At 63.3% G+C, this 24,607-nt stretch carries 22 protein-coding genes and 2 tRNA genes; 12 read left to right on the top strand and 12 right to left on the bottom strand.

Going from position 1 to position 24,607, the window contains the following annotated elements; translation table 11 throughout:
* Nucleotides 1-66 precede the first annotated feature (66 nt).
* Nucleotides 67-921 carry a class I SAM-dependent methyltransferase gene (locus tag LZ519_RS01715; RefSeq protein ID WP_249867015.1) on the top strand — a complete coding sequence of 285 codons (855 nt, stop codon included), beginning with the start codon at nt 67-69 and terminating at the stop codon, nt 919-921.
* Nucleotides 922-939: 18 nt separating this feature from the next.
* Here the strand turns inward: LZ519_RS01715 and LZ519_RS01710 are convergent, their stop codons facing one another.
* Nucleotides 940-1,242, bottom strand: coding sequence for a hypothetical protein (locus tag LZ519_RS01710; RefSeq protein WP_249867014.1), 303 nt, complete (start codon nt 1,240-1,242; stop codon nt 940-942).
* Nucleotides 1,243-1,325: 83 nt separating this feature from the next.
* Nucleotides 1,326-2,546 carry a hypothetical protein gene (locus LZ519_RS01705; protein ID WP_249867013.1) on the bottom strand — a complete coding sequence of 407 codons (1,221 nt, stop codon included), beginning with the start codon at nt 2,544-2,546 and terminating at the stop codon, nt 1,326-1,328.
* A 193-nt stretch (nt 2,547-2,739) separates the two neighbouring features.
* On the opposite strand from LZ519_RS01705, the gene LZ519_RS01700 reads away from it, so the two are divergent.
* The 3 genes from LZ519_RS01700 (at nt 2,740) to LZ519_RS01690 (ending at nt 5,637) form a co-directional block, all read left to right on the top strand.
* A complete protein-coding gene (locus tag LZ519_RS01700; RefSeq protein ID WP_249867012.1) occupies nt 2,740-3,555 on the top strand; it encodes an aminoglycoside phosphotransferase family protein in 816 nt (271 codons plus the stop codon).
* A gap of 103 nt (nt 3,556-3,658) precedes the next feature.
* Nucleotides 3,659-4,273, top strand: coding sequence for a class I SAM-dependent methyltransferase (locus tag LZ519_RS01695; RefSeq protein WP_249867011.1), 615 nt, complete (start codon nt 3,659-3,661; stop codon nt 4,271-4,273).
* A gap of 98 nt (nt 4,274-4,371) precedes the next feature.
* The gene (locus LZ519_RS01690; RefSeq protein WP_249867010.1) at nt 4,372-5,637 is read left to right on the top strand and encodes a hypothetical protein; all 1,266 of its coding nucleotides are present in this window, start codon (nt 4,372-4,374) and stop codon (nt 5,635-5,637) included.
* A gap of 115 nt (nt 5,638-5,752) precedes the next feature.
* On the opposite strand, the gene LZ519_RS01685 is transcribed toward LZ519_RS01690, so the two are convergent.
* The 3 genes from LZ519_RS01685 to LZ519_RS01675 all read right to left on the bottom strand — a co-directional run bounded on the left by LZ519_RS01685 (nt 5,753) and on the right by LZ519_RS01675 (nt 10,275).
* Nucleotides 5,753-7,987 carry a GumC family protein gene (locus tag LZ519_RS01685; RefSeq protein WP_249867009.1) on the bottom strand — a complete coding sequence of 745 codons (2,235 nt, stop codon included), beginning with the start codon at nt 7,985-7,987 and terminating at the stop codon, nt 5,753-5,755.
* 183 nt (nt 7,988-8,170) lie between these two features.
* Nucleotides 8,171-9,514 carry a methylenetetrahydrofolate--tRNA-(uracil(54)-C(5))-methyltransferase (FADH(2)-oxidizing) TrmFO gene (trmFO, locus tag LZ519_RS01680; protein ID WP_249867008.1) on the bottom strand — a complete coding sequence of 448 codons (1,344 nt, stop codon included), beginning with the start codon at nt 9,512-9,514 and terminating at the stop codon, nt 8,171-8,173.
* A 62-nt stretch (nt 9,515-9,576) separates the two neighbouring features.
* A complete protein-coding gene (locus LZ519_RS01675) occupies nt 9,577-10,275 on the bottom strand; it encodes a class I SAM-dependent methyltransferase (RefSeq protein WP_249867007.1) in 699 nt (232 codons plus the stop codon).
* 137 nt (nt 10,276-10,412) lie between these two features.
* Between LZ519_RS01675 and LZ519_RS01670 the strand changes: the two genes are divergently transcribed.
* From LZ519_RS01670 to LZ519_RS01660, 3 genes are all read left to right on the top strand, one after another.
* A complete protein-coding gene (locus tag LZ519_RS01670; RefSeq protein ID WP_249867006.1) occupies nt 10,413-11,594 on the top strand; it encodes a hypothetical protein in 1,182 nt (393 codons plus the stop codon).
* 92 nt (nt 11,595-11,686) lie between these two features.
* On the top strand, nt 11,687-12,400 hold the full coding sequence (locus LZ519_RS01665) for a polysaccharide biosynthesis/export family protein (protein ID WP_249867005.1): 714 nt from the start codon (nt 11,687-11,689) through the stop codon (nt 12,398-12,400).
* A 115-nt stretch (nt 12,401-12,515) separates the two neighbouring features.
* Nucleotides 12,516-12,947, top strand: a complete 432-nt coding sequence (locus LZ519_RS01660; RefSeq protein ID WP_249868830.1) for a DUF488 domain-containing protein — start codon at nt 12,516-12,518, stop codon at nt 12,945-12,947.
* On the opposite strand, the gene LZ519_RS01655 is transcribed toward LZ519_RS01660, so the two are convergent.
* The 3 genes from LZ519_RS01655 to gyrA all read right to left on the bottom strand — a co-directional run bounded on the left by LZ519_RS01655 (nt 12,900) and on the right by gyrA (nt 17,121).
* Nucleotides 12,900-13,874, bottom strand: coding sequence for a 1-phosphofructokinase family hexose kinase (locus LZ519_RS01655; RefSeq protein ID WP_249867004.1), 975 nt, complete (start codon nt 13,872-13,874; stop codon nt 12,900-12,902). The genes LZ519_RS01660 and LZ519_RS01655 overlap by 48 nt on opposite strands.
* A 22-nt stretch (nt 13,875-13,896) precedes the next feature.
* Nucleotides 13,897-14,352: a host attachment family protein gene (locus LZ519_RS01650; RefSeq protein ID WP_249867003.1), complete on the bottom strand. Its 456-nt coding sequence runs from the start codon at nt 14,350-14,352 to the stop codon at nt 13,897-13,899.
* Nucleotides 14,353-14,418: 66 nt separating this feature from the next.
* Nucleotides 14,419-17,121 (bottom strand): DNA gyrase subunit A, encoded by a 2,703-nt coding sequence (gene gyrA / locus LZ519_RS01645; protein ID WP_431358106.1) that lies wholly within the window; start codon nt 17,119-17,121, stop codon nt 14,419-14,421.
* Nucleotides 17,122-17,483: 362 nt separating this feature from the next.
* Here gyrA and LZ519_RS01640 point away from each other — a divergent pair, with 362 nt between their 5' ends.
* From LZ519_RS01640 to LZ519_RS01625, 4 genes are all read left to right on the top strand, one after another.
* Complete coding sequence (locus tag LZ519_RS01640; protein ID WP_249867001.1) at nt 17,484-18,737, top strand: tetratricopeptide repeat protein; 1,254 nt, start codon at nt 17,484-17,486, stop codon at nt 18,735-18,737.
* Nucleotides 18,738-18,925: 188 nt separating this feature from the next.
* Nucleotides 18,926-20,404, top strand: a complete 1,479-nt coding sequence (locus LZ519_RS01635) for a sensor histidine kinase (RefSeq protein WP_249867000.1) — start codon at nt 18,926-18,928, stop codon at nt 20,402-20,404.
* A gap of 47 nt (nt 20,405-20,451) precedes the next feature.
* Nucleotides 20,452-20,523, top strand: a tRNA-Ile gene (locus tag LZ519_RS01630).
* A 65-nt stretch (nt 20,524-20,588) separates the two neighbouring features.
* A tRNA-Pro gene (locus tag LZ519_RS01625) sits at nt 20,589-20,665 on the top strand.
* 36 nt (nt 20,666-20,701) lie between these two features.
* Here the strand turns inward: LZ519_RS01625 and LZ519_RS01620 are convergent.
* Both LZ519_RS01620 and LZ519_RS01615 read right to left on the bottom strand, forming a co-directional pair.
* Nucleotides 20,702-20,956, bottom strand: a complete 255-nt coding sequence (locus LZ519_RS01620) for a hypothetical protein (protein WP_249866999.1) — start codon at nt 20,954-20,956, stop codon at nt 20,702-20,704.
* 62 nt (nt 20,957-21,018) lie between these two features.
* Complete coding sequence (locus LZ519_RS01615) at nt 21,019-22,089, bottom strand: PA0069 family radical SAM protein (protein ID WP_249866998.1); 1,071 nt, start codon at nt 22,087-22,089, stop codon at nt 21,019-21,021.
* A 110-nt stretch (nt 22,090-22,199) separates the two neighbouring features.
* Here LZ519_RS01615 and LZ519_RS01610 point away from each other — a divergent pair, with 110 nt between their 5' ends.
* Entirely contained in the window at nt 22,200-23,492 is a 1,293-nt protein-coding gene (locus LZ519_RS01610) for a L,D-transpeptidase family protein (RefSeq protein ID WP_249866997.1), read from the top strand.
* Here LZ519_RS01610 and LZ519_RS01605 read toward each other — a convergent pair whose 3' ends face one another.
* On the bottom strand, nt 23,493-23,906 hold the full coding sequence (locus tag LZ519_RS01605; RefSeq protein ID WP_348539369.1) for an EF-hand domain-containing protein: 414 nt from the start codon (nt 23,904-23,906) through the stop codon (nt 23,493-23,495).
* Between the two features lie 85 nt (nt 23,907-23,991).
* A complete protein-coding gene (locus tag LZ519_RS01600) occupies nt 23,992-24,591 on the bottom strand; it encodes a squalene/phytoene synthase family protein (RefSeq protein WP_249866995.1) in 600 nt (199 codons plus the stop codon).
* Nucleotides 24,592-24,607 lie beyond the last annotated feature (16 nt).

Genomic DNA, 24,607 nt, shown 5'->3' with positions numbered 1-24,607 from the left:
TGGTGGTTCGGCCCGATTTGGCGTTTATGGAAGGCAAGCTACGGCAAGGCTGTGTAAGGTGATTAGGTGAATGCTTCGGACAATATTGACGAGGTAACGGTCGCCGGCTTCGGCAAAGAATGGGCCGCCTACGATCAAACACGCTTCCGCGGCGAGGAATATCAACGCGCGTTCGAAAGTTACTTCTCGATCTTTCCGTTCAGCGAATTGCCCGCGAACGCGGAAGGCTTCGACTTGGGCTGCGGTTCCGGACGCTGGGCAGCTGGCGTAGCTCCGCGAGTGGGCCAACTCCACTGCATTGACCCGGCGAACGAGGCCCTCGAAGTTGCTCGGAGGCGGCTGGCGAAGGCCGGCAATGTCGATTTTTACCTTGCATCCGTCTCGGAGATTCCTCTCCCCGACGACAGCCAGGATTTCGGCTATTCGCTAGGTGTCCTTCACCACGTCCCGGACACTGCGCGCGCGATGAAGGATTGCGTCCGCAAGCTGAAGCCCGGCGCTCCGTTCCTCGTCTACATCTATTATGACGTCAGCAACCGGCCTGGATGGTTTCGCGCCCTGTGGAGCGTCAGCGATGGCATTAGGCGGGTCATTTGCCGGTTGCCCTTCGGTCCTCGCAAAGTTGTGACGTCGATACTCGCCGGAATTGTCTACTGGCCGCTCGCACGCGCCTCGCTCGTCGTTGAATCGATGGGCAAGAACCCTTCGAACATGCCACTCAGCAGTTACCGTCACATGAGCTTCTACACGATGCGGACCGACGCTCTTGACCGCTTTGGGACCAGCCTCGAACATCGCTTCTCGCGCGAGGAAATCCGCCAAATGATGGCCGACGCCGGCCTTGAGGACATTCATTTCCGGACCTCCGAGCCATATTGGATTGCTTGCGGAAAGCGACGGTCGGACGCGACTTCATCCTAAGGTCGTGGACGCGACCGTTCAGTCGATCGAGCTTACGCCGGACGTCGGAATATCGCGGGTATAAAGCGACGGAAACCAGCGTGCCGTGACGAGAAGGACCGAGGGCGGAAGGATGGTCAGCACCGTGTCCTTGACCGACTCCGCGACATGGTGCGTGAACCAGATATCGATGCCCTCATTGACGCTCGATGCCAGAACCAGAAGCGTCCATGGAATGAAGCTCGCCAAGCTTTTCCCAGTCACCAGCGCGAAGAAAATGATCAGAAGCACGCCGCAGACGACATGGAGGCTGTCGGCCTGATACCAAAAGAGGGCCTCCACACCGTGCTTCCAGTGTTCCCAGCCTGCGGCTGATTCCTCTATCCACCCCCCCAGCCCAAAGTTCATGCCGCGCCCCGCTAAATCTAGGGAGCTGGCCGCGGCGGGCTTCGGCCGGGACCCATCATGGCGCCGGCAGGCCTGGGAGGCGCTCCCGCGAGTAAATCTATAGGCCGCCTAGGCACGCCCTCCGGTCGCGGACGAGAAGGAATCAGCGACCTGTTCAACGACAGCCCAATCAGGAGATACAGAGGCGTGAATCGGGAATAGTTGCCCGTCAGTCCCGTCACGATCGACGGCACGATGACGATCATGAAGCCCAGAAGTCCGCGCTCCTTGAGGATCAAGCGCGTCCAGATCACCCACGTGCCCATGTACAGCAGGAAGCCGATAAGACCGTATTTTCCCATGAACGACCACCAGGTGCTGTGCACCTCGATCCGATAGAACATCGTACCGATGCGGGCTCGTTCAGTACCGACACCAAACAGGAGCGACAGCGGGTCGTGGAACGGGATCGTATAGCCGCGAGCCAACAGGTTGTCGTACCGGTTCCCGCCCGTGTCCTTTAGGCGTTCGACGAACTGGAGCTTGTCCAGAAGACCGGCGCTATACGCCATCCAGACGGCGGCTACGAGCGTGAGCGCGCCGATCATCACCATTGGCGAAAGCCGGCGCTTGTCGAGCGTCGATGCGAAGCCGAATGCAAGCAGCACCAGGAGCGCGCCCGAAGATGCTCTCGACACCGACAACATGACCAGCGCCGATGCCAACGCCCACAGCAAGAGGCAAAGGTTCCTCGACAGCGCATCACGAAGATAAAGCAGCCCGGCCATGGAGGCCACGCAAATCGCGAAATAGCCTTGCTGGTTCGGGTTATTGAAGAGGCCGGTGGATCTCTCGAATCCCGACTGCACAAGAGTGAAGCTGGCGCCGAAGTACCAAACCGACACCGCCGCGATGAACGTGCTCGCTGCCAGGCCGCCGATGACTGCCCACCGGAAAGCTCTGTCCTGCAGCGGTACTCGACTTAACGAGATGACGACCAATGTATTGAAAGCGAGATACGCAGGCTCGAGAAGCGAACTTATCGATGCCCCGGTTGCAGTCGCAAATCCTTCGACAATCAACGATAGGATTGTAAGAAAAATCAGAAAGATTTCTGGCCGCGTGAACTTTGTCTGCTGATGTGAAAATCTGATCAATATGAACAGGGCAAGCACGATGTGCGCGTATTGGACAGTACCGGACTTGAAGGAGTAGATTGGAAGCAGCGTGATCCCTAGGGCGAGCAGTAGAGGTTCCAACTGCAACTCCTCCGAAAATGCCCCAACCGGCGATCAGGCGCGCGATAGACTTGCCGATTTCGGTGCGATATGCCAGCCGAAGAGAGCGTCCGTCCAGAGGCTGATAGCCGAAAAACAGCTAAGCGGCCCTACAAACCTCCGCACGTGAAGGGACAGGATGAGTAGCAGATCGCGGAGCGCCGCAACGGACGAAATGGCAACCGCTGATCCGCACTGGTTTGTAAAGTGCGACCCCTGCGCAACCGAAGCTGTCGAGAAATACAATTGGTTGAACGCGGTCGCGAAATCCAACGGCTTTCAGGCACCACGAGGGGCGGTCATCCTGCGAGACGGCAGGCAATTGGTGAGTCTCGAATTCATTCCAGGTTTCGTGCCGCTCCAGGAGCTGTACATTCGCCATCTCCTTCGCAAGCCGACGAAGCCCGCTTTTCTCTCGATAATGAGAGACGCAGGTCGCGCGCTAGGCGCCATTCACGCTACCGAAGTTCCCCGCCACTGGACACTGCACCCCCTCGATTCCAAGCTTCAGGATGAGGCTCGCCGTTACGGCTTACGGTCCCGCACGGATGCGATCCCAGTGCCCCTGCACGGGGATTTTGGCCAGATGAACGTGGGGATTGCCTCGGCGACCGGAGCAACCGTGGTGCTGGACCCGTGCGCCAACGTAGAAACGACTGTCGGCGGACATTTGGTTTACGGCGACCCAGCCATCGATCTCGGTCAAATGCTGGCGTTCCTGGAGGGGGAGTTGAACTCTCCCGCCATCCTTCTCGCGACCCCCCGGCGCGTTTGCAAAGCTCAGGCGGCTTTTATCGAAGGCTACGCCGAAATCCGGCCCGAGATCGACCTGGAAAGTGCGTTTGCATACAGCAGCGCCCTAATGCGCCTGCGGATGCAAAGCGCCGGTTTGTTGCGCAGCATCGTGGCCCGTATGCTGTATAATCCCGCTCGCCGAAATTCGACGCTTCAATCGAAGCTCGCTTACTTCCGAAGGTATGCAAGTGTCTGACCAATATCGACAGAGCCACGTCGGAGTGAACCGTGCGGCGTCGTACGTCTCCACGTACACGCACGGCTATTATGCAGGGCAGTGGGAAGCGGTCGAAAAGCCTTTGCTCGAAAAGCTCTTCGTGGAGCTCCGCGACGCCGGCACTCAAGACGTCCTTGATTTTGCAGCAGGAACCGGCCGCATCACGGCCCTGGCCGCGCAATATTTTCCGCGAGTGACGGCGGTCGACATTTCGGGAGACATGCTCGCGCACGCTCCGGCCGATCCGAATGTCCGACGAATCTGCCGGGACATCACCGTTGAACCGTTGGACGAACACTTCGATCTTTGCACGGCATTCCGGTTCTTCCTGAATGCGGAGCCAAGCCTTCGGAAAGCCGCTCTGACCGCGATTTCGGGCGCGTTGAAGCCGGGCGGCCACTTGCTCGCGAACATTCACATGATGAGTTCGAGCCCAATGGGCCTCGTGTACCGCTCTCTAGGCACCGTTGGTCTCAGGGCGCATCAAGTACTCTCCGCGGCCGACTTTCGAGCGCTTCTCGAACACCACGGCTTCGAGGTGGAAAAGGAAATCGCGTACGGATATCTGCCGCGGCCCGGACCGTTGTTTCCGTCGTTGATGCAATCGCTCAGCGGCTCCATCGAACGGACCGCAAAGCAGTTCGCGATACCTGAAGCCCTGGCCCAGTCCCGGCTGTTCCTTGCCAGAAAGCGGTAAAGCGATGGCCGTTCTGGTGAGCCACTCCGATCGTCGCAAATGATGATCGACTTCGCGGATGATCGTCTGAAGCCCGTGCGCCTGTCGGGGTTGCGTGGATGAAGCGGCCGCGGTGGCATTACGGCCTGCCGATCGTCATCAACTTCGCTTCGGTATTCTTATCCTTCTGCGCGAATATCCTCCTCGCGCGCCTGATTGCGCCTGCGGCGTTCGGTGTCTTCGCTATCTGGCAAAACAACGCCCAGCTATTCGGCACGCTCGGCACATTCGGCCAGATGAACTATGTGCTCCGCGAGCTCGCCCACACCGGCGGACCTCGGACGGACGAATCCCGAGCGGTCGCAAAGAGCGCAGTCGTCCTTTCCATCGCCGCGTCCATCGTCCTGGGCGCTGCCGGCGCCCTGTTCTTCGCGGCGGTTCAACATGGGTCCGTGGCAGGGGCAGGCTTACAGCTCGTCGCGACTTTGATGATCGGCCTTCTGTTCACTCTCTCCGCGGTGCATCGCGGAATGGGGTCGCTCGTAACCGGCCTCGTCTTCGACCGCCTCGTTTACCAGGTTCCGTTCGTGCTCTTGCTCCTGTTCGGCGGCGCACTGTTGGCGGGAAGCACAGCGGCCATGGCTGTTGTGACGGCGCTGATGGCGATCGCGGCTGCAGCGTCGGTTGCCTATCTCCTTCACCGGACCGGCCCTGGGCTGATGGGCGCGGACGTCCCTCGCAGCTATTCGGCAGAAGCGCGAGCCGTCCTGCCATTCTTCGTCGTCAACTGCCTGTTCGTCGTCAACGCGCGATACCTGCTCAGCTATTTCGGAATATTCCTGAAGGGCGAGATCCTGGGTCAGATCGGCTTCGCCTTCACATTGGTCGCGGTCATGATCATTCCGATCTCGACGCTGAACCTTGTCGCCGGTCCGTATCTCGCACGCCGGGTCCGCGAGCGGGGCGGCGAGCGGATCACCCTGGCTTATCTTGGTGCCGTCGCTGCAATGGTGGTAGCCGGCGTCCTTGTCGTCGTTCTTGCCCAGCCCCTCTTCTTCAGCATTGCCCGGATGGAGCTGACGCTCCCCGTCACCTTCATCCTGCTCCTTGCCACGGCGATCGGTGTCACATGCATCGGAAACGCGGGCCTCATCATCCTGCAGTTCCGCGGCCGCGCTGGCGAGGCCGCGAAGCTCTTTTCCTTCGCCATTGGAGCAAAGCTCGTCGGCGGCTTTTTCGTCGCCAGCTACCTGGGCATGACGGCTCTGCTGTGGGCCGACATCTTGATCGGAGTGGCATTTCTTGCCGTGCTCCTCATCAAGGTGCTTGCGCCGGCGAAGGCAACCGGCTCCGATCTCCCGGAAGCGGCCGTGGATCTCGCCTGAGAGCGACCGGCTCTAGCACAATGTAAAAGCCGGTTCGGACGCAGCTCTCATTGCCGCCCAAAGGCGCACGACGCACCGGACGGGTCGAAGGTCCGATTGTCGGAGTGCTGCGAGCTCAGGCGTTGGTATCGTCGCTGTCGTCGGGGATCAGCACGATTTCGGTACGCTTGTCGCGGACGGAGCCATATTTCGCCCCGTAACCGTAGCCATAGCCGTAGCCGTAGCCGTAACCATAGCCGTAGCCGTAGCCGTAGCCGCCGTGGCCTTCCTTCGACTTCGTCAGCACGACGCCGAGGATATGCGCTCCCGCCGCTTTCAGCTTGCTGACGGAGTCGCGTGCCAATCCGGTGCGCGTCTTCCCGGACTCGATGATGAAGACGACGTTCTCGCACATGGATGCGATCAGCGGCGCATCAGCGAGACCGATGACTGGCGGAGCGTCGATGATGACGACGTCGAACTCCGCGGAAACCTCGCGAATGATCGCATGGAAGCGCGATGTCGACAGAAGATCTGCCGGGTTTGGCGGCACGGGCCCAGAGGGAAGCAACCAGAGATTTTCGAAATGCGTAGCCGCAATTGCCGTGGACGCCGGCTCACTGTTGGTGACGAGCGTCGTCAAACCGCCTGCGTTGGAAGGCGTCTTGAAGGCAGGCTTGCGCAAATCGCAATCAACGAGAAGTACGCGTTGTCCTCGCCTCGACAGGTTCTGGGCAAGGGCCATTGCGCTCGACGACTTTCCTTCGGAAGGCCGCGCGCTGGTCAAGAGCACCACTTTCGGAACTCCGTGCTCGGTAGTGAACCCGAGCGAGGCTGCAACTGTCGAATAGGCTTCGGACACGACGGACGTCGGATCCCTCAGGTCGTTGACGAAGTTCCCCTTGGCGGACCGCTTCGGCACCGTGCCGAGGCACGCCAGTCCAAGCTTGCGACGGACATCTTCACGATTCTTGATCGTGTCGTTCAGATATTCGAGGCCGATGGCCGCCAGTAGTCCGAAGACAAAGCCGAGGACCAGCCCGAGCGCGACGTTGAGCGGGAGGTTGGGCTTGTAAGGCGACGCTGGCGCGTCCGCACGATCGACAATTGAAACGGGCGCCGTTCCGATGCCGCCGGCAACTCCAATCTCCTTGTAGCGCTGCAGAAGCGCATCATAGAGAGCGCGGTTCGTGTCCACGTCACGCTGCAGAATCGCATAGCGGATGCTGCGGCCGCGAAGATTCAGGACCTCGCCTTTCAGCGAAGACATTTTTGCCTCGAGAGCACGCTCGGCGGAAAGTGCCGCCTGATACTCGTCGCGCAGGGTGTTCACCCTCGCCGACGCCACGGCCGAATTCTCGCGCGCAATTTCACGGTCGAGCTCGGTGATTTGCGCCCGCAGGCTCAACATCTCCGGGTGGTCCGGCTTCATGACCGAACGCTTCTGCTGATATTGCGCTTCCAGCCCTGCCCGATTTTGACGGAGGACCTGGCTGCTTTGCGACTCCGTCGAGGTGATGCCGCCGCCGAGGGCAGCTCGATAAGCGCCTTCTGCGGCAACGCGGCGAGCTACGGCCTCCGACAGCGCCTGGTTGGTACCGGCAAGCGCCTGCCCTTGCGGGGAATTGGCATCCGTCGACAGCGCGCTCGCATTCTGGTCCGTCGCAGTGTTGATGATGCCCTGTTCCTGCGCATAGGCCACCAGGGCGCGCTCCGAATTCTGCAGCTCTGCCCTCGTCTTGGCGATTTGCCGCTGGAGGAAGTTGCGCGCGTAAGCCGAGGATTCGTACTTCCTCTGGAGGTTCGACTGAATGAACGCCTCGGCGATTCCGTTGGCAACCTTCGCCGACAGGTCCGGGGAGACCGAGTCAAAGCTGAACTTGATCAACTGCCCCTGCTCGGGCGGGATTACGGTCAGGCTGTCAGAGACCTTCGCCGCAGCATTCTGCAAGCGTTTCGCCGGATCGTCGTCGAGCGGGACGAACTTGGGGTTGTTGGCCAGGTTCAGGTCCTGGGCAACGCGCTCCGCCAGGCTCCGGCTCGTAAGCAGGCCGGCCTGCGTCGCGACGAAATCCCAGGCGGTCTGGGTATCGGCCTGAGCGCCCATCTGCTCATTGAGGATTTCGACGGTCGGCGGGTTTACCTGGAGGATCACCCAGGCCCGGTACATCGGCGTCGTGATCATCGTGTAGACGACGGCAAGCGCGAGGCCCGCAGCGACCGATGCCAAAACCAGCCAGCGCCATTCGTGCAAGACCTGGAGAAGCATTCGAAAATCGAGCGAGGGACCATGTTCAGCGGGCTGCTGGACCGGCGGCTCATAGGGCTGGAGTTGCCAGTTGCGCTCATCGAGAGCCAGATCACGGTTCATTTATACGCGCCCCTGCAAAGCCAAAGTCCGCCCGATGATCGCGGCATCCTGATCAGTCAGCGCGCTTTGTTCAGAACAAACCACTGTCCGCGCTCTCCGTACCGAACGATTCTGCAGCCATAACCGACTTGTTCAGTGGGAGAAACCCTGCCCAGTTCGGTCATAGTCCTGGATTGGACCACACTATTCCGCCGCGGTTGCGCAGAGACGGCAAAGCTCCTTGGACTTCCACGCGTCGAATGCGATCCGCGCACGATCCGTGTAAGCCGCCTTGCGGTCGGCTTTCCTGGCACGTCCGGGCGGTGGCGGCATCAGTCCGAAATTGACGTTCATCGGCTGGAACGTCTCCACGTCGGCTCCGCCCGTGATATGGCCAAGAAGCGCTCCGCAAGCCGTCTCGAGCGGCGGCGGGGCAATCTCTTCTCCCCGCAATTCCGCCGCCGCGAACAGCGAACCAAGGAGGCCGATGGCCGCGCTTTCGACATAGCCTTCGCAGCCGGTGATCTGGCCCGCAAACCGTATATTCGGTTTGGACTTCAATCGCAGGTGCCGGTCGAGAAGGCGCGGCGAGTTGATGAAGCTGTTCCGGTGAATTCCGCCGAGGCGCGCGAACTCCGCATTCTCCAGACCGGGAATCATCCGGAAGATCCGGACCTGTTCGCCGTGCTTCAGCTTGGTCTGGAAGCCGACCATGTTCCACAAGGTGCCGAGGGCATTGTCCTGCCGAAGCTGGACGACCGCATAAGGCCACCGGCCCGTCCTCGGATTGTCGAGGCCCACCGGCTTCATCGGGCCGTGCCTCAAGGTCTCGGACCCGCGTTCAGCCATCACTTCGATCGGCATGCAGCCTTCGAAATATGGCGTGTCTCGCTCCCAATCCTTGAATTCGGTCTTTTCGCCTTCGTTAAGGGCCTGGACGAACGCTTCATATTGCGGCTTGTCCATCGGGCAGTTCACATAGTCCTTCCCGCCCTTGTCCCATCGCGCCGCCATCCAGGCGACATCCATGTCGATGCTGTCCTTGTGCACGATCGGGGCAATCGCATCGAAAAAGGCCAAGGCCCCCTGCCCCGTTTCCGCAGCGATCGCATCCGCCAGCGCCGAACCCGTCAGCGGGCCGGTGGCGATGATCGCCGGATGGTCGGGAAGCCTGTCGATGCGCTCCCGCACCACGGTCACCTTGGGGTGATCCTCAATCCTGTTGGTGACTGCCTCGGCGAATTTCTCGCGGTCGACGGCCAGCGCACTTCCGGCCGGCACTCGGTGTTCGTCGGCGCACCTCATGATCAACGACCCCAGGTCGCGCATCTCCTGGTGGAGCAGACCGACAGCATTGTTCCTCGCGTCATCGGAGCGGAAGCTGTTCGAGCAGACCATTTCCGCGAGGCGATCTCCCTCATGCGCGGGGGTGCTGTCGCCGCCGCCCCGCATTTCCGACAGCCGCACTTCAAAGCCGGCCTCGGCAAGCTGCCAGGCGGCCTCGGAACCCGCCAGGCCGCCGCCAACGATGTGAATGTCGTGAGCCATCGCGCCGCCCTCTAGCGCGAGAGGGCGAGGGCATCCACCGCCGCAAGACCGACGGTTGGCGCCTACTTGGCCTTATGCATGACCACGAGCACCTCGCCATGGTGCATCGAACATTCGACGGTAGCGCGGTCCGAGACCATCTCGCTGATGTCGTGCCGTGGGCCGCCAGGCCCGGGGCCGCTGATGATGAAGTGGCCGTTCTCGCACCGGAAATCCCATTTGTGGAGAGCGTAGTAGAGCTCGTTCTGGCCCTCGTTCTCCTCGTGAAGCAGGACCACGAACCCGCTTGGCTTGGCGAGCGCAAGCATCTCTTCGACGCCGGCGACCGCATCGCGCGAGTGGTCGAGCGAATTCTGGGCGTGCACGATGTCGAACTGGCGACTGCCGAGTTCGCTTCGGAGCGACTCCGCCTCGGCGTAGATCGTCCTGACCGGGGGCTTGTGACCGGTCTGGTCGAGGATTCTATTATATTCGCAGGCGAGCGGGTCGGTCGGCGTAATGACCAGCGTCTTGGACGGGTGGGTCTTGCCCAGGACGGTCGCCGGACCGGCCCCCACATCGAGGATTTCGACGATCTCTCGCGGAATTCGATCGGCAACGCGGGCGACATGCTCCTGGAGCGGAGCATCGGGATCGAAGCGCATCTTGAAGTCGTCGCGCCATTGGAGGCCTTCAGTCACGGCCCAGCGCCGCCAATATTTGACCTCGGTGCGAAGGTGCCGGTCCCGCCTGTCCGACCGCAGGCGGCGAAGCAGTTCCACGGCACGTCGCAGTACCGAAGACTTTCTAAGCTGGAGCCGGGCATTCCAAATGCCCAGCTGAAGGTGCCCCGCTACGTTCATGTTGGCCGTGCTACCCCAGCGTTCCGACATAGCCTAGCCCCAGGAGGTCTGGACGGATGATGAGCCGAATCATCGGCGCCGCAATGTTGACCGTCGCCGCTTTGGCGCTTCCGGTGACCGAGGCGAGCGCCAGCCAGTTCGCCCAAAGCCAGTCCGTCACCCCGCAGCAGTTCCTACAAGCCGGCGAACGGCTTTCGGTCGATGCCGGACCGGCCATACGGCGCGCCTTGGCGAGCGGTTTGCCAGTACGCTTTCCCGCCGGCGATTACGTCGTTCGTCCCGATCCGGCGGCGACCCCCAGGCTCGCTTTCCGCACCTATTCGATACGCATTCCCGACAACGCGCACCTGATCTTCGACCCCGGCGCCAGGATCGTCCAGGCGCCGGGCGCGGGGTCCTGGGTCCGCACCGTTTCCTTCCAGGACGCCGACAATGTCCGCGTCGAGGGCGAGCTTTGGGTCGACGCGAACGTCTCGGCGATCTCCGCCGCGAACAATGAACAGATGCACGGCGTCATGCTATTCAACACGTCGAACGCGCGCATCGACGCAATCCGGTCGGAGAACGCTCGCGGGGACAACGTCATGATCGGCGGCGACAACAACAGCGCCGGCAGCCACGACGTCTGGATCGGGACAATCCGCGCCTCGACCGCCGGGCGGAAGAACCTCGTGCTTCATTCCGTCCGCAACGTGCGAATCGACCGCGCCATCCTCGACAATCGCGCCGGCGGAGCGCGCCTGTATGGGGGAAAGCCGACCGGATCGGACGGCCACTCGCTGGACGCCGAGCCGGATAAGTTCACCGGGGCGGTCCAGAACTCTGCCTCGATCGGGGAGGTTGTGACTTACGGGTCCGGCAACGATTTTTCGGCCGGCACCAATGCCCGGCAGGCCTCCGCCTATCGTCTCGATATCGGAACGTTCAAATCCTATGTCGAACCACGCCGCGGCGTTGCTCCCTGGATCCAATATGCAATCACTGTGTCGGTCCGAGACCTGCAAATCAGTGGCGCGAGTGGCGATTCTCCTTCCGAAATCCGCTATGCCGCGCGGCTGCTGGCTGACCGTCTTCGACTAACCGGCTCCAGCCGCGGGAAGCCCCTCCTGTGGATCGCGCCGGCACGTGGCGAAGCGCCGGACGTGCGGATCGGGACGGAAGATGTGCGCAACGCGACTGGACCGGGCGTACAGCGAGGCGGCCGACCGCTCTGGAGAGCGGCGCCGTCATCGCCTTAGTGCGTGGGGAGCGCCGTGGCTCGGTGCGCAAACGGGTTTCGCTTGGCGAACAAGTCGGTTAGGTGAGGGCAAGAGGCATGCTGGAGACATTAATGTCCAAGTTCGTGAGTCCTTTGCGTCGCTTTGGATTGATCTGGCTCGGAATTGCTGCCTTCGCGGCCACCGGATGCACCGACAGCCGGGGCGGCGAGATTCCGTATGACGTCAGTAACTTCGGCCCTCCTGACAAGCCCGTGACCAACGGGCCGGGCGCAAATTACCGGATCGCACCGATGGACACGCTCACCGTCCGCGTATTCGGCATGCCGGATCTCACGGGCGAATATCAGGTCGATCTTCTTGGCACATTGTCCATGCCGCTGATCGGCGACGTTGCCGCCACCGACCTCACTCCGGCCGAGCTCGACCAGGTTCTGACCAAGAAATATGGCGAGAAGTACCTCGAGAATCCGGACGTCAGCGTCGGCGTGAAGGAGTCGGCCGGGCGGATCGTCACCGTCGACGGCGCAGTAAAGAAAGGCGGAGCCTTCCCGGCTCCGGGTCCCCTCACCCTGATGCAGGCTGTGGCGCTCGCCGGTGGTGCTGACGCCGAAACCGCCAACATGCACCGCGTGGCGATCTTCCGCACGGTGAATGGACAGCGCCAGGCGGCGGCTTTCGACCTGCTCAGCATCCAGCACGGCGAGTCGCCCGATCCGCCGGTCTATTCCGGCGACATCGTCATCGTCGACGGATCGAGGATCAAGGCAACGCAGAAGAAGTTCTTCCAAACCTTCCCGCTGTTCGCCATTTTCCGGCCCTTCTAGCCACCAGGCCGCACGTAAATCCGCGGCGGCGCCTGTGGCGCGGCGAAGAAGAGGCATGAGCCTGGAATGTGCTCGTGCCTTGTAAACGGCTCACGAAGGGAATTTGAGCGAACCGATGCACATCTTCACCATCGGCTATGAGGGCACGACGCAGGCGGAGTTCGTCGCCGCTCTGCAGGCAGCAGGTGTGCAGCGGGTCATCGACGTTCGCGCAGTGCCCAACTCTCGCCGCCCCGGCTTCTCCAAGACTCCGCTTCGCAACGCTCTTGCCGAAGCGGGCATCGATTACGTCCATCTTCGGGCCCTCGGCACCCCGGCCGATGGAAGGGCGGCGGCGCGCGCCGGACGCCACGCGGACTTGGAGCGCATCTACGCGGGCCAACTGGAGCTTCCGGAGGCGATTGCCGCCGGCGCGCAAATGCTCGACCTGGCGGCGGAAAAGCCAAGCGCCCTGCTCTGCTACGAGCGCGAACCCTCCGGCTGCCACCGCACCCTGCTGCTACGCTCCATCGCTCCCACCGCGAAGGTCGTCGACCTGTTCGCCTGAGAGTGCCTGCCCAACAAGGCGTTCCAGATCCTCCGGCCGTGCGAGCTCGCTGCCGCAGCTCAGCACCGCCGCGGCGCCGGCGGCGAGGCCCACCCGCAACGCTTCGGGAGCGCTTCGGCCGACCGCGAAGCCGTGCACCATTCCGGCAACAAAGCTGTCGCCTGCCCCGACGGTGCTGCAGGCTTTGACGGGGAGCGCCGGAAGCTCGATCAATCCCTCCGAGCTTGCCAGGACGGCTCCTTCGCCGCCCAGCGTCAGCGCGACATTCTCGGCTTTTCCAGAAGCCACGAGCCGCTTCGCCTCTTCGGCCAGCTCCTCCCGCGAAAGCTCCCGTCCAATAAAGCCCTCCAACTCCCTCTTGCTCGGCTTGACCAGGAAAAGGCCGCCCGCCTCGAGAGCGGCGGCGAGAGGCGCGCCCGATGTGTCGAGAACGAAGCGGGCCCCGCGGTCGGTCACCGCCGTGCAAAGCCTGACGTAGAAATCCTTGCGCACTCCGCGCGGGAGCGATCCGCTTGCGACGAAATAATCGCAGGATTGCGATACCGCCGCGTCGAATGCCTGGGCCTGCTCGGCGTCGGAGACCTCCGGCCCCTCCGGGACGAACCGATATTCCTTCCCTGTCGTGCGCTCGACGACGGTGAAGCTCAGCCGGGTGTCATCCGCAATCGGGATCATCCGGTGCCGGACACCCCCCCGATCGAGAAGTTCTTCGAGCACTCCGCCCGTCGCTCCGCCGCCGAGGAACAGCGCCGTCACGTCGTCGCCGAGGCGGCTGAGAACCCGCGCGACGTTGATGCCTCCGCCCCCGGGCTCCATCACTTCGTTGGAGGTTCGCACCTTGTGCGTATGGCGGACGGTCTCCGCCTCGCTCGACATGTCGAGTGCCGGGTTGAGTGTCAGGGTGACGATCCGAGGCCGCCTGCTCACCCCAAAATCCCCCCTGGCTGCATCAGGCCGGCGGCGCGCCTTCGCCGATCAGCAATTCCTCAATATCCGGGATCGGCCGGTCGGTCATTTCCTTGTTCACGGTGAGCACGATCCGCCGCTCGACTTCCTTGTGGAGCTCTTTTCGCAGCACTCCGAGCGCCTTGGGCGGGGCGATGATGACCAAAGAATCGAAATCATTGTTCAGCGCTCGGCGGTTCAGCTCCTCAGCCGCATCCTTGACCCAGCGGTCCTCCCCCTGCTGGTGGAAGTCGGCCTCATCCATCGTCGGGCGTCCGTCGCCCCATCTTTGTCCCTGCGTCCCGGGAGCATCCGTCTTGATCTCCCGGTCCATCGGGTCGTCGCGCTCGCCGTGGGCTTCCGTTCTTAGGTCGAGAAGCTCCGAATCCCCCTGGTTGCGCAGGAACAGGGTCTTCTTCCCATCCGCGACAAGCACGAGGGCGCCGTGAGGAATGGCCATTGCGACAATCTCCTTTGCGTCGGTTCTCGATGAAGCCAACGCGGTCCGGCGCGGGCGCGTTCCCCCCTATTCCTCCTCGGCGGATTCGCCCGAAGCCAGATCCTCGCCGACGACTGCGTCCGGCACCGGGTCGAGTTCCTCGCCCGCCTCCAGCTCGATATCCTCTTCCTCGCTCTCGTCGATCTTGGCCACCGAAACGACCTTCTCGTTGTCGGCGACGTTGAAGATGGTGACGCCCTGCGTGTTGCGCCCGGCAATCCGGATGTCGCCTACGGTGGTGCGGATGACCTTGCCCTGGTCGGTGACGAGCATGAGCTGCTCGCCCTGCTTGACCGGGAAGCTCGCCACCACGCCGCCGTTGCGCTCGCTGGTAACGATATTGATGATCCCTTGGCCGCCGCGGTTGGTCCGGCGATACTCGTAGGTAGAGGACCGCTTGCCGTATCCGTTTTCGGTGACGGTAAGCAGGAATTGCTCCCTTTCGGCGATCTCCGCATAGCGATCGGGCGATAGTCCTTCCGCCGAATCATTGTCGCGCCACTTTGGCGAGCGGAGATAGGCCTCGCGCTCCTCCGGCGTGGTTCCGACGCGGCGGAGGATCGACATTGAAATCACCTGGTCGCCGCCGACCAGCCGCACTCCGCGGACGCCGGTGGAATTGCGCGACTGGAATTCGCGAACATCGGTCGACTTGAACCGGATGGCCTTGCCGTTGCGGGTGGCGAGAAGAACATCGTCCTCCTCAGTCAGCAGGTTCACTCCGATGATCCGGTCGGTGATGTCTTCTTCCTCGCCGTCTTCCGGCGTGCCGAACTTCATCGCGATCTTGCCGGCGGTCGGAATGTTGGTGAAGGCGTCCATGCTGTTGCGCCGCACCGTGCCCTTGCAGGTGGCGAACATGATGTGCAGCCCGCCCCATTCGTTTTCGTCTTCGGGTAGCGGGAGAACGGTCGAGATTACCTCGCCTTCCGCCAGAGGAAGCAGGTTCACCATCGGCCGTCCCTTGGTGTTGGGGCCGCCCTCGGGAAGCCTCCAGACCTTCATCCGGTACACCCGGCCGATGTTGGAGAAGAACAGCACCGGATTGTGGGTCGAGGTGACGAACAGCTCGGTGACGATATCCTCGTCCTTCGTCGCCATTCCCGAACGGCCCTTGCCCCCGCGCTTCTGCTCGCGGAAGATCGAGAGAGGGGTACGCTTGATGTAGCCGGTCATCGTGACTGTGACGACCATCTCCTCGCGCTCGATCAGGTCCTCATCCTCGATGCCGTCAGCGGCCGGAGCAAGCTCGGTCACGCGCGGGGTCGCGAATTGCTCCTCGACCTCGTCGAACTCCTGCCTCATCACCTCGTAGAGGCGGGCCCGGTTGGCGAGAATCTCGAGAAGCTCGCCGATGGAATCCGCCAGCTCCCTCAGCTCTCCGGCGATCTCGTCGCGGCCAAGCGCCGTGAGCCGATGGAGCCGAAGCTCCAGGATCGCCTTCACTTGGGCTTCGCTGAGCTGGTAATCCTTCTTCTTGCTCTGCGGCTCGACCGCTTCGACCAAGGCGATGTACGGCCGGATTTCCTCGCCCGGCCAGGTGCGCGCAAGCAGCTTCTCGCGCGCTTCGGCCGGAGTCTTCGACCCGCGGATCAGCTTCACGACCTCGTCGAGGTTAGTCACCGCTACGACCAGACCAAGCAGGATATGGGCCCGTTCCCGCGCCTTCATCAGCTCGAACTTCGAGCGGCGGGTGATCACTTCCTCGCGGAAGCGAATGAACGCCTCGATGAAGTCGCGGAGCGTCAGCGTCTCGGGCTTGCCGCTGCGGATTGCGAGCATGTTGGCGGGAAAGCTCGACTGGGCCGGCGTGTGGCGCCACAGCTGATTGAGCACGACTTCGGGCGTCGCGTCCCGCTTCAGGTCGATGACGATCCGGACGCCCTCGCGGTTGGATTCGTCGCGGATGTCGGCGACGCCTTCGATCCTCTTGTCCTTGGCCGCCTCGGCGATCTTCTCGACCAGTCCGGACTTGCCGACCTGGTAGGGGATTTCGGTCAGGACGATCGAGCGGCGGTCGCCCCTGCCCTCCTCGACCTTGTGGCGAGATCGCATCATCACCGAGCCTCGGCCGGTGGTGTAGGCTGAATGGATGCCCGACTGGCCGAGGATGAAGCCTCCGGTCGGGAAGTCCGGACCCTTCACATGCTCCATCAGGCCTTCGGACGAAATCGCCGGGTCATCCATGTAGGCCCGGCAAGCTGCCAGAACTTCGCCCAAATTGTGGGGCGGGATATTGGTCGCCATTCCGACCGCGATTCCGCCCGCTCCGTTGACCAGCAGGTTCGGGAAGCGCGCGGGGAGGACCTGCGGCTCGCTCTCGCTGGCGTCATAGTTCGGCTGGAAGTTGACCGTATCCTTGTCGATGTCGGCCAAGAGAAAGTTCGCGACCTTGCCGAGCCGCGCCTCGGTGTATCGCATGGCCGCCGGCGGGTCCGGGTCCATCGATCCGAAGTTGCCCTGTCCGTCTATCAGCGGAACCCGCATCGACCATGGCTGAACCATTCGGGCGAGTGCATCGTAGATCGCCTGGTCGCCGTGCGGATGGTATTTACCCATGACGTCGCCGACGATGCGGCTGGACTTGCGGTACGGCCGCCCGGCGACATAGCCGGCCTCCTGGCAGGCATAGAGGATTCGCCGATGCACCGGCTTCAGCCCGTCGCGAACGTCGGGCAGCGCCCGGCTGACGATCACGCTCATCGCGTAATCGAGATAGCTGGTCTTCATCTCCTCAATGATGGAGATGGGCGCGATGTCGCTGGGTTCGCTCGGAGGGTGCTGTTCGTCGGCCGGCGGCTCAGTCGCCAATTGAATTTCCTATCGATGAAACGTGTTGGTACACGGGGGTGAAAGGCGTTCGAACGGCGCCTCCCCCCAGATAGGAGGGCCTAACCGATTGTGAACCGCCGCGCCACCCCGCGCGTACGCGTATGCGCGCGCGAGGAGCACATTCTGAGGCCGCCACGGTTCAAAGACAGTTCATCGCAAAGCGCCTATCGCCTTGGCGACGCGACCGCCCCGATATATGGGCGACGGTCTACCATTTCAGATACACCGCCCGGCCGGCTGGACCGGTGAAGGAGAGCTTGATGAAATCGACTATGACCGCAGTCGCCGCGCTCGCGATCGGCGCAGCTTTCGCCGCGTCGCCGGCCGCTGCTCAGAAGGGCTACGGTCCGCAGGGGGCTTCGCAAACACCGGCGCAGACAAGCCAGCAAGCAGAGCCCGACGCTCCGAAACCGAAGATCTCGCGTGAGGCGCAAAAGCCGCTTCTGGCGCTCGAGGCCGCGGTCAAGGCCAACAACGGCGCTGATGTGAAGGCCAAGGCGGCCGAGGCCAATGCAGCCGCGAAGTCCGCTGACGACCGCTACATGGTCGGCGCGCTGGAGTACCGATATGCCGCCGCCGCGAAGGACGACTCCCTGCGCGCGCAAGCGGTCGAGCAGATGCTCGCCTCAGGCTTCAAGGGTCTGCCCGCAGCCAATCTCTACGTCGATCTTGGCGCGACCTACACGCGGCTGAAACAGGCTCAGCGCGCCGCCGATGCTTATCAGCATGCGCTGCAGCTTCGCCCGAACGACGTCGAGGCGACCGCGGGCCTGGCTGAATCGAAGGCCGACCTCGGTCAGGCGGCAGAGGCAATCACGCTTCTTGAGAAGGGAATCGCTCTGCAGTCGGCGGGCGGAGCCAAGGCTCCGGAAGCCTGGTACAAGCGCGCTCTTCAGATCGCCTGGAAGGCAAATCTTCCCCAGGCCGTTCAGATCAGCCGAGAGTGGGTTGCCGCTTATCCTAGCACCGACAGCTGGCAGAATGCCCTGATCATCTACCAGAACGTCTCGTCGCTCGACGACTCTCGAGCGCTTGACCTGATGCGGCTGAAGCGCAGCGCGAAGGTGCTGACCGCGGGCGACTATTTCAACTATGGCGACATTGCCGTGCGCAAGGGTTTCCCCGGCGAAGCCAAGGCCATCCTTGACCAGGGCTTTGCCGCGAACACGATCAAGAAGAGCGACCCTAGCTTCAGCCAGCTCTACACGCTGGCGAGCCAGCGCTCGAAGGGCGACCGTGAGAGCCTGGCGGCCGCTCCGGCGGCCGGGGCCACCGCCCGACAGCTGATGGGCGTCGGCGACGCTTATTACGGCTACGGCGATTTTGCGAAGGCGGTGGAATTCTACCGTGCTGCGCTCGCCAAGTCCGACGCGGAGGCCGACGTCGGCAACCTGCATCTGGGCATGGCTCTCGCCGCGCAGGGCGACAAGGCTGGCGCTTCGGCTGCCCTCGCGAAGGTCGGCGGAACCTACGCTGACCTTGCCAAATACTGGCTGCTTTCGCTTCGCGCTTAGACCTGAATCCGGGCCTCGCGCCTGGCCACGCAAGGGCCGCTCCTACGGGGGCGGCCTTTTTGCTGTTAAATCGGAGCAAATTCCTGTCCCATATCGGGATAGTTAATCAATGCTAACTTCCTTCGCGCGTCGCTCCGGATAGAGCGGACGGAGGAGAATTTTCCGATGATCAGGCGCGAGTGTGGCCAGTGCGGTTTGATGACCGACTGAAGACTGTGCTGGCTCAGCCGGCAACGTCTGCGCACGACGCAGCCGTTCGCTGGCGGCAGCTGGTCGAGCTCGCCGCCCGGGCCCCGCCGGACGGCGACCGCGATCTGTTCACGCAGGCAATTAGCGAAATTCGGGACGCCGCGGCGACCCTTGAAGAACGCGTCCGGTCGGCCGCAGCGCTCGCAGTCGCCTCGCTCCCGCTGCCGGTCGACCTTGTCGCCGCCTTCGCAGCTGACCGGCTCAACATCGCCGCCCCGATCCTAGCAAGCGCCAGGCTCACCGCGCTGGAGTGGAAGTCCGTTTCCGCTCAGGCCAGCGACGATTGCCGCGCCTTCATCGGCACGATGCACGCGGGGAGTCAGCCTGTCCGGCAACCCGCGCCTCCCGAAGCGAAAGAGCCGGTCCCCTCGATCAGCGACGTCGTCGCCCGGATCGAACGGCTACGGCAGTCGCGGACTTCCGCCGACACCGGCCGTAGCGCGGCGACGGATGAGGACGAGCAACCGCGGCTCTTCCGTTGGGAATGCAATGAATCCGGCGAGATCGAGTGGGTCGAAGGCGCGCCTCGCGGCGCTCTCGTCGGCCAGTCAATTGCTCAGCGCGGATCGGGCGCGGGGGTCGATCGGACGGTCGAGCGCGCCTTTGCTTCGAGAGCCCCGTTTCACGGGACCCTCGAGCTGCCAGCCGACAGCGCGATCGGCGGCACGTGGAAGATCGGAGGAGTGCCCGCATTCGATCGCTCGAGCGGCCGCTTCGCCGGCTATCGCGGGGTCGCCGAGCGATCCGACGGCACAGCTTCGAGGGCGAGCGGCCGGTCGATCAATGGCCCGGATCCGCTCCGCGAACTCGCCCATGAAATCCGCACCCCGCTCAACGCGATCATCGGTTTCGCCGAAATCATCACTGGCGAATATCTCGGCCCTGCCGGCAGCGCCTATCGCGAGCGGGCAAGCGAGATCGTCGCCCAGGCGCGACTTCTGCTCAGCGCAGTCGAGGACCTCGACTTCGCGGCGAAGCTTCGCTCGACCGACGGTGCCGAAAAGGCCCGGTGCAACCTCGGCGAGCTGGTCGAACGGCTTGTCGTCGCCTTGCGCGAAACCGGCGACCAGAATGGAGTTGAGATCGAGGCAGCACGGTCCGTCGGCGATCTCGCCGCGGCAGTTCAGCCGGAGGTGGCCGAGCGGCTGATCCTGCGCATGTGCGGAGCGGTGATCGGCCGATCGGCGGAAGGCGAGCGCCTGCGGCTCACGGTCGACTGCAACGGACAGCATTGCCTCGTTTCGATCACTCGCCCCACGGGCCTTCACGGGATGTCAGAGGAGCATCTGTTCGGAACCGCCGACGACGCAATGTCTGCCGCCTTCCCGTTAAGGCTTGCGCGCGGACTGGCGCACGCTGCCGGGGCCCGCCTGGTCGCCTGTGAGCGACGGATAAGCCTGCTGTTTCCGAAAGCCTGACTTGGCGCGCCTCGCGGGCGCGTCTATCTCCGGCGCTCACCGGTGCGGGGCCTGTAGCTCAACGGTAGAGCCGGCCGCTCATAACGGCTAGGTTGGGGGTTCGAATCCCTCCGGGCCCACCGCTGCGTCTGGCATTCCGGGGGAATGCCACTAAGCAGCGGTCGCGCCGGTGCGGAACTGGTGTCGGGGAGTGGCGCAGCCTGGTAGCGCATCTGCTTTGGGAGCAGAGGGTCGCAGGTTCGAATCCTGTCTCCCCGACCATCAGTCCGCGAGCGCTCAAATCGCCCGGATCAGCATCTACTGCTTGTTCTCGGCCGTGTTGGACGCCTGATTGTTGTCGTCCTGGGTGACGATCCCGCTGTTGTTGACCTTCGCCGCCGTCTCGTCCGCTTCGTTGGCGATCGCATTGCCCATGTCGCGCGCGGTATTGCCGACGTCGGCAGCGGCATTCTCCGCAGTGTTCTGGTCGTACTGCACGGTGACGGAATTGTTGTCCGTCGAAACGTTGCACGCTCCGACGAGCAGTAGCGGCGTGAGAAGCAATATGCGCATTCGATTTCTCCTGTCGTTGCAGTCAACGCTGCGCAGCCGTTTCGGGTCCGGCCCGATTGCGGTCACAAGAGCCTGAGCTGGTCGCCTTCCGGCGGCTCGAACAGGTCGCGGCGAAGCTGGAACTTCGCCTGCCTCAAGCCATATTTCTTCACCGCAATCTCGAACCTCGTCTTGAGCAAGTCAGCCCACGGCCCCTGCCCCCGCATCCGGGTGAAGAAATTGGGATCGTTGTCGCGCCCGCCGCGCATCTGGCGGATGACGCTCATCACCTTTGCGACGCGATCCGGGAAATGCTCGTCCAACCAGTCGCGGAACAGCGGCGCCACCTCGTGCGGAAGCCGGACCGGAAGGAAGAAGCCACCGCGGGCACCGGCGGCGACAGCAGCCTCGACGATGCTTTCCAGCTCGTGGTCGGTGATCTGCGGAATGACCGGAGCGATGGCGACGTGGCACGGGACGCCCTCTTCGTTCAGCCGCCGGATCGCCTCCATCCGCTTGCGGCCGGCGGGAGCCCGCGGCTCCAGTATCCGGCTGATGCTTGGATCGAGCGAAGTCACCGATAAGGCGACCGAGGCGATCCCCAGAGCCGCGGCGGGCTTCAACACGTCGAGGTCGCGGAGCACCCGATCCGACTTGGTCGTGATCGTGAACGGATGCTTGCACTCCAGCAGCAGCTCGATGATCGAACGGGTGACTTTCCACCTCTCCTCGATCGGCTGGTACGGATCCGTGTTGGTGCCCATCGCGATCGGCGCGCAGGCGTAGCCCGGCTTGGCCAGCGCCTGATGGAGAAGCGCTGCTGCGTCGGGCTTCACGAACAGCCGTGATTCGAAATCCACGCCCGGCGATAGGTCGTGATAGGCGTGGGTCGGCCGCGCGAAGCAATAGATGCAGCCGTGCTCGCAGCCCCGATACGGATTCACCGAACGGTCGAAACCGATATCCGGTGACGCGTTGCGGGTGAGGATGGTCTTCGGCCGCTCAATGGTGACGGTCGTTCGCCGCTTCGCCAGCCCGTCGAGAGCCTCGACCGTGTCCAGCCAGTCGCCTTCCTCCAGCCGTTCCTTGAGGTTGAAGCGCGTCGGCGTGGAGTTGCGCGTTGCGCCGCGCCCGGGGATCGACTCGACCGGCATCAGCGAAATGTACGTGAGGGCCAGAACAAATCAAGAACATCGCGACAAGGCGGTGCAATCATGCGGGGAGGATTCTGGAACCATTCATCTCGCCGGGGTAAGCTAAGCCAATGAGGGTGGGACTTAAGCTTCTCGCGGCCGCGGCTGCGTTCGCCTGCACGCCGGCGTTCGGCCAGTCGCAGCCGCTCGAGCCGATCGACCTGCCGCCGAGCATCGATCAGGGCGTCGACCTCATTTACATCGATCCCGAGATCAAGCCGGAAATCGACCGCCGCAACGAGCTTCTCAAAAGCTTCGGCTTCCAGGACTGGACCGGTGCTCCGATCGACCTTTTTGTCCCGGTCAACGACACTTACACGGCGCTCCGCCGCGGCCTGATGAAATACAAGCAGCGCTGGGGCGCGCTTCCCCTGGTGGAGATCCCCACGGGTCCCTCGATGAGGCTCGGCTCGAAGGACGAGCGGGTGTCGCTGCTCCGCAAGCGCCTCGGACTTTCCGATGGCACGCAGTTCGACGCCGCGCTGGACAAGGTCGCTCGCGAATATCAGGCCGCGCATGGAATGAAGGCCGACGGAATCGTCGGCAACGGAACCGTCGCGTCGCTCAACCTCGGCGCGGACCATTACGAGCGGCTGATCATCCTCAATATGGAACGGGCGCGCAGGCTTCCGGCCGCCGACGACAAGGATCGCTATATCCTCGTCGATGCCGGCGCGGCGCGGCTCTACATGTATGAGAACGGCAAGGTCGTCGACAGTATGAACGTGATCGTCGGCGACAAGGACCGGCAGACGCCGATGATGGCGGCCGAGCTTCGCTACGTGCAGCTCAATCCCTATTGGAACGTGCCGCCCGACCTCAGCCGGACCATCGTCGCGAAGGCGGTGCTAGCCCAGGGGCTGACGTATCTCACCGAGCGCAATTACGAGGTTCTGTCCGATTGGACCGACGATGCGAAGCAGCTCGACGCGACGGCCGTCGATTGGCAGGGCGTTTATGACGGCAAGGTCGACGTGCGGCTTCGCCGCGGCCCCGGCCCGTGGAATTCTATGGGCGACATGAAATTCATGATCCCGAACGACTTTGGTATCTACCTGCATGACGTGCCCGATGCGGAAAACCCGATGTTCCTCACCGATGACCGCTGGATCAGCAACGGGTGCATCCGCCTTCAGGACGCAAAGCGCCTCGAAAAGTGGGTATTCGGCAAGTCGCCCACGCCGAGCGGCGATCCCGACGAACGGGTGGACGTGCCCGATCCGGTGCCGGTCTACATCACCTATTTCACCGTAGCGCCGACTGCCGACGGAGTGACCTTCCGCCCCGACCGCTACGACCGCGACCAGAAGCTCCTGGCGCGAGTCCGGCTCGACGCACCGACCGAGACCGCCTCGGTCGAATAATCAGCAGCCGCATCGCGGCTTCGGGCGTGGCTTGGGCGCTGTCGACGCATATTCGGCGCGGGTCAGCTGGCCGTTGCGATCGGCGTCCGCGCCCTTGAACTTCTCGACCGTGCTCGCTGCCCATTCCTCGAACGACAGCCTGCTGTCGCCGTTGCGGTCGAGCTTGGCGAAGGGTTTCCTGCGGGGCTGAAGAAGCTCATCGAGGAGGATTTTCCCGTCCTTGTTCTTGTCGGCGCGGTTGAATCTCTTCTCCTCGCGGCTCTTGGGCGTCGCTTCGGGCGCGGATCGTGCTGCCGGAGCGAGGATCGAAGGAGGTGCCGAGCCGCCCGGCGGCGGCGGGGGAAGCTGCGGCCCGCCCTCGGCTCGGCCCTGCCAGACGAGGAACGCGCCGGTAACCAACAGGAGAGAGGCCAAAGCCCCGGCCAGGAATCGCCACACAGGGATGTCCCCCAAGATCGGAGATTCGGCGCGACCATCGTCCATATCGGACGGCGCGCTGTCAACCGATGCGGCCGCTCCAGCGATGGGCGAGCATCGCTGCTGTGCGGGCCCGACTTCCTTCGGGCTCGTTCAGCTTGAGGTCGCGCGCCGCGGCCCTGGCGAGCATCGTCATCGAGCGCACCCGCCGTTCCATTCTCTGACTCCCGAGCTGTTGGAGATACGCGCGCGCCGGCTCGAGAAGCTCGGGCACACCGCGGCGTGCAACCGAAGCGAGCGCGTATAGCGCGCCGGCGCCGGAAAGATCGGCGTCGGAGCCGAGAAGCCGCGCGCCAAGCGCGAACAGGGCGCTGCCGCGCCCGGCGACGAGACGAGGGTCGATTCCGTCGTCAAGCAAGGTCGCCCAGCCGGTCTCCAGCTCCGCAACCTCGGAGCCGCGTACGCCTCGCGGGATCAGCTGCTCGGACACGGCGCGCAGCCGCGGTTCCGCGGGCGGCTCTTTCTCGTCAAGCGCTTCCAACTGCTCACGCCACCAGGCGAGCTTGATTCGGCTGAGCGTCGGATCCGTGGAGCGCGCAACCACGTCCGCCATCGCAGCATCGATCGCGAATAGCGCGCGGAACGCCTCGCGCACCCGCGCCGGAATGTGGATAAGCGCCAACTCGACGTCGGCGCTA

This window comes from Sphingomonas anseongensis, from assembly GCF_023516495.1.
Taxonomy (GTDB): domain Bacteria; phylum Pseudomonadota; class Alphaproteobacteria; order Sphingomonadales; family Sphingomonadaceae; genus Sphingomicrobium; species Sphingomicrobium anseongensis.
The sequence above is the reverse complement of the archived record's forward strand: the minus strand, read 5'-3'. Positions and strand labels throughout refer to the sequence as shown.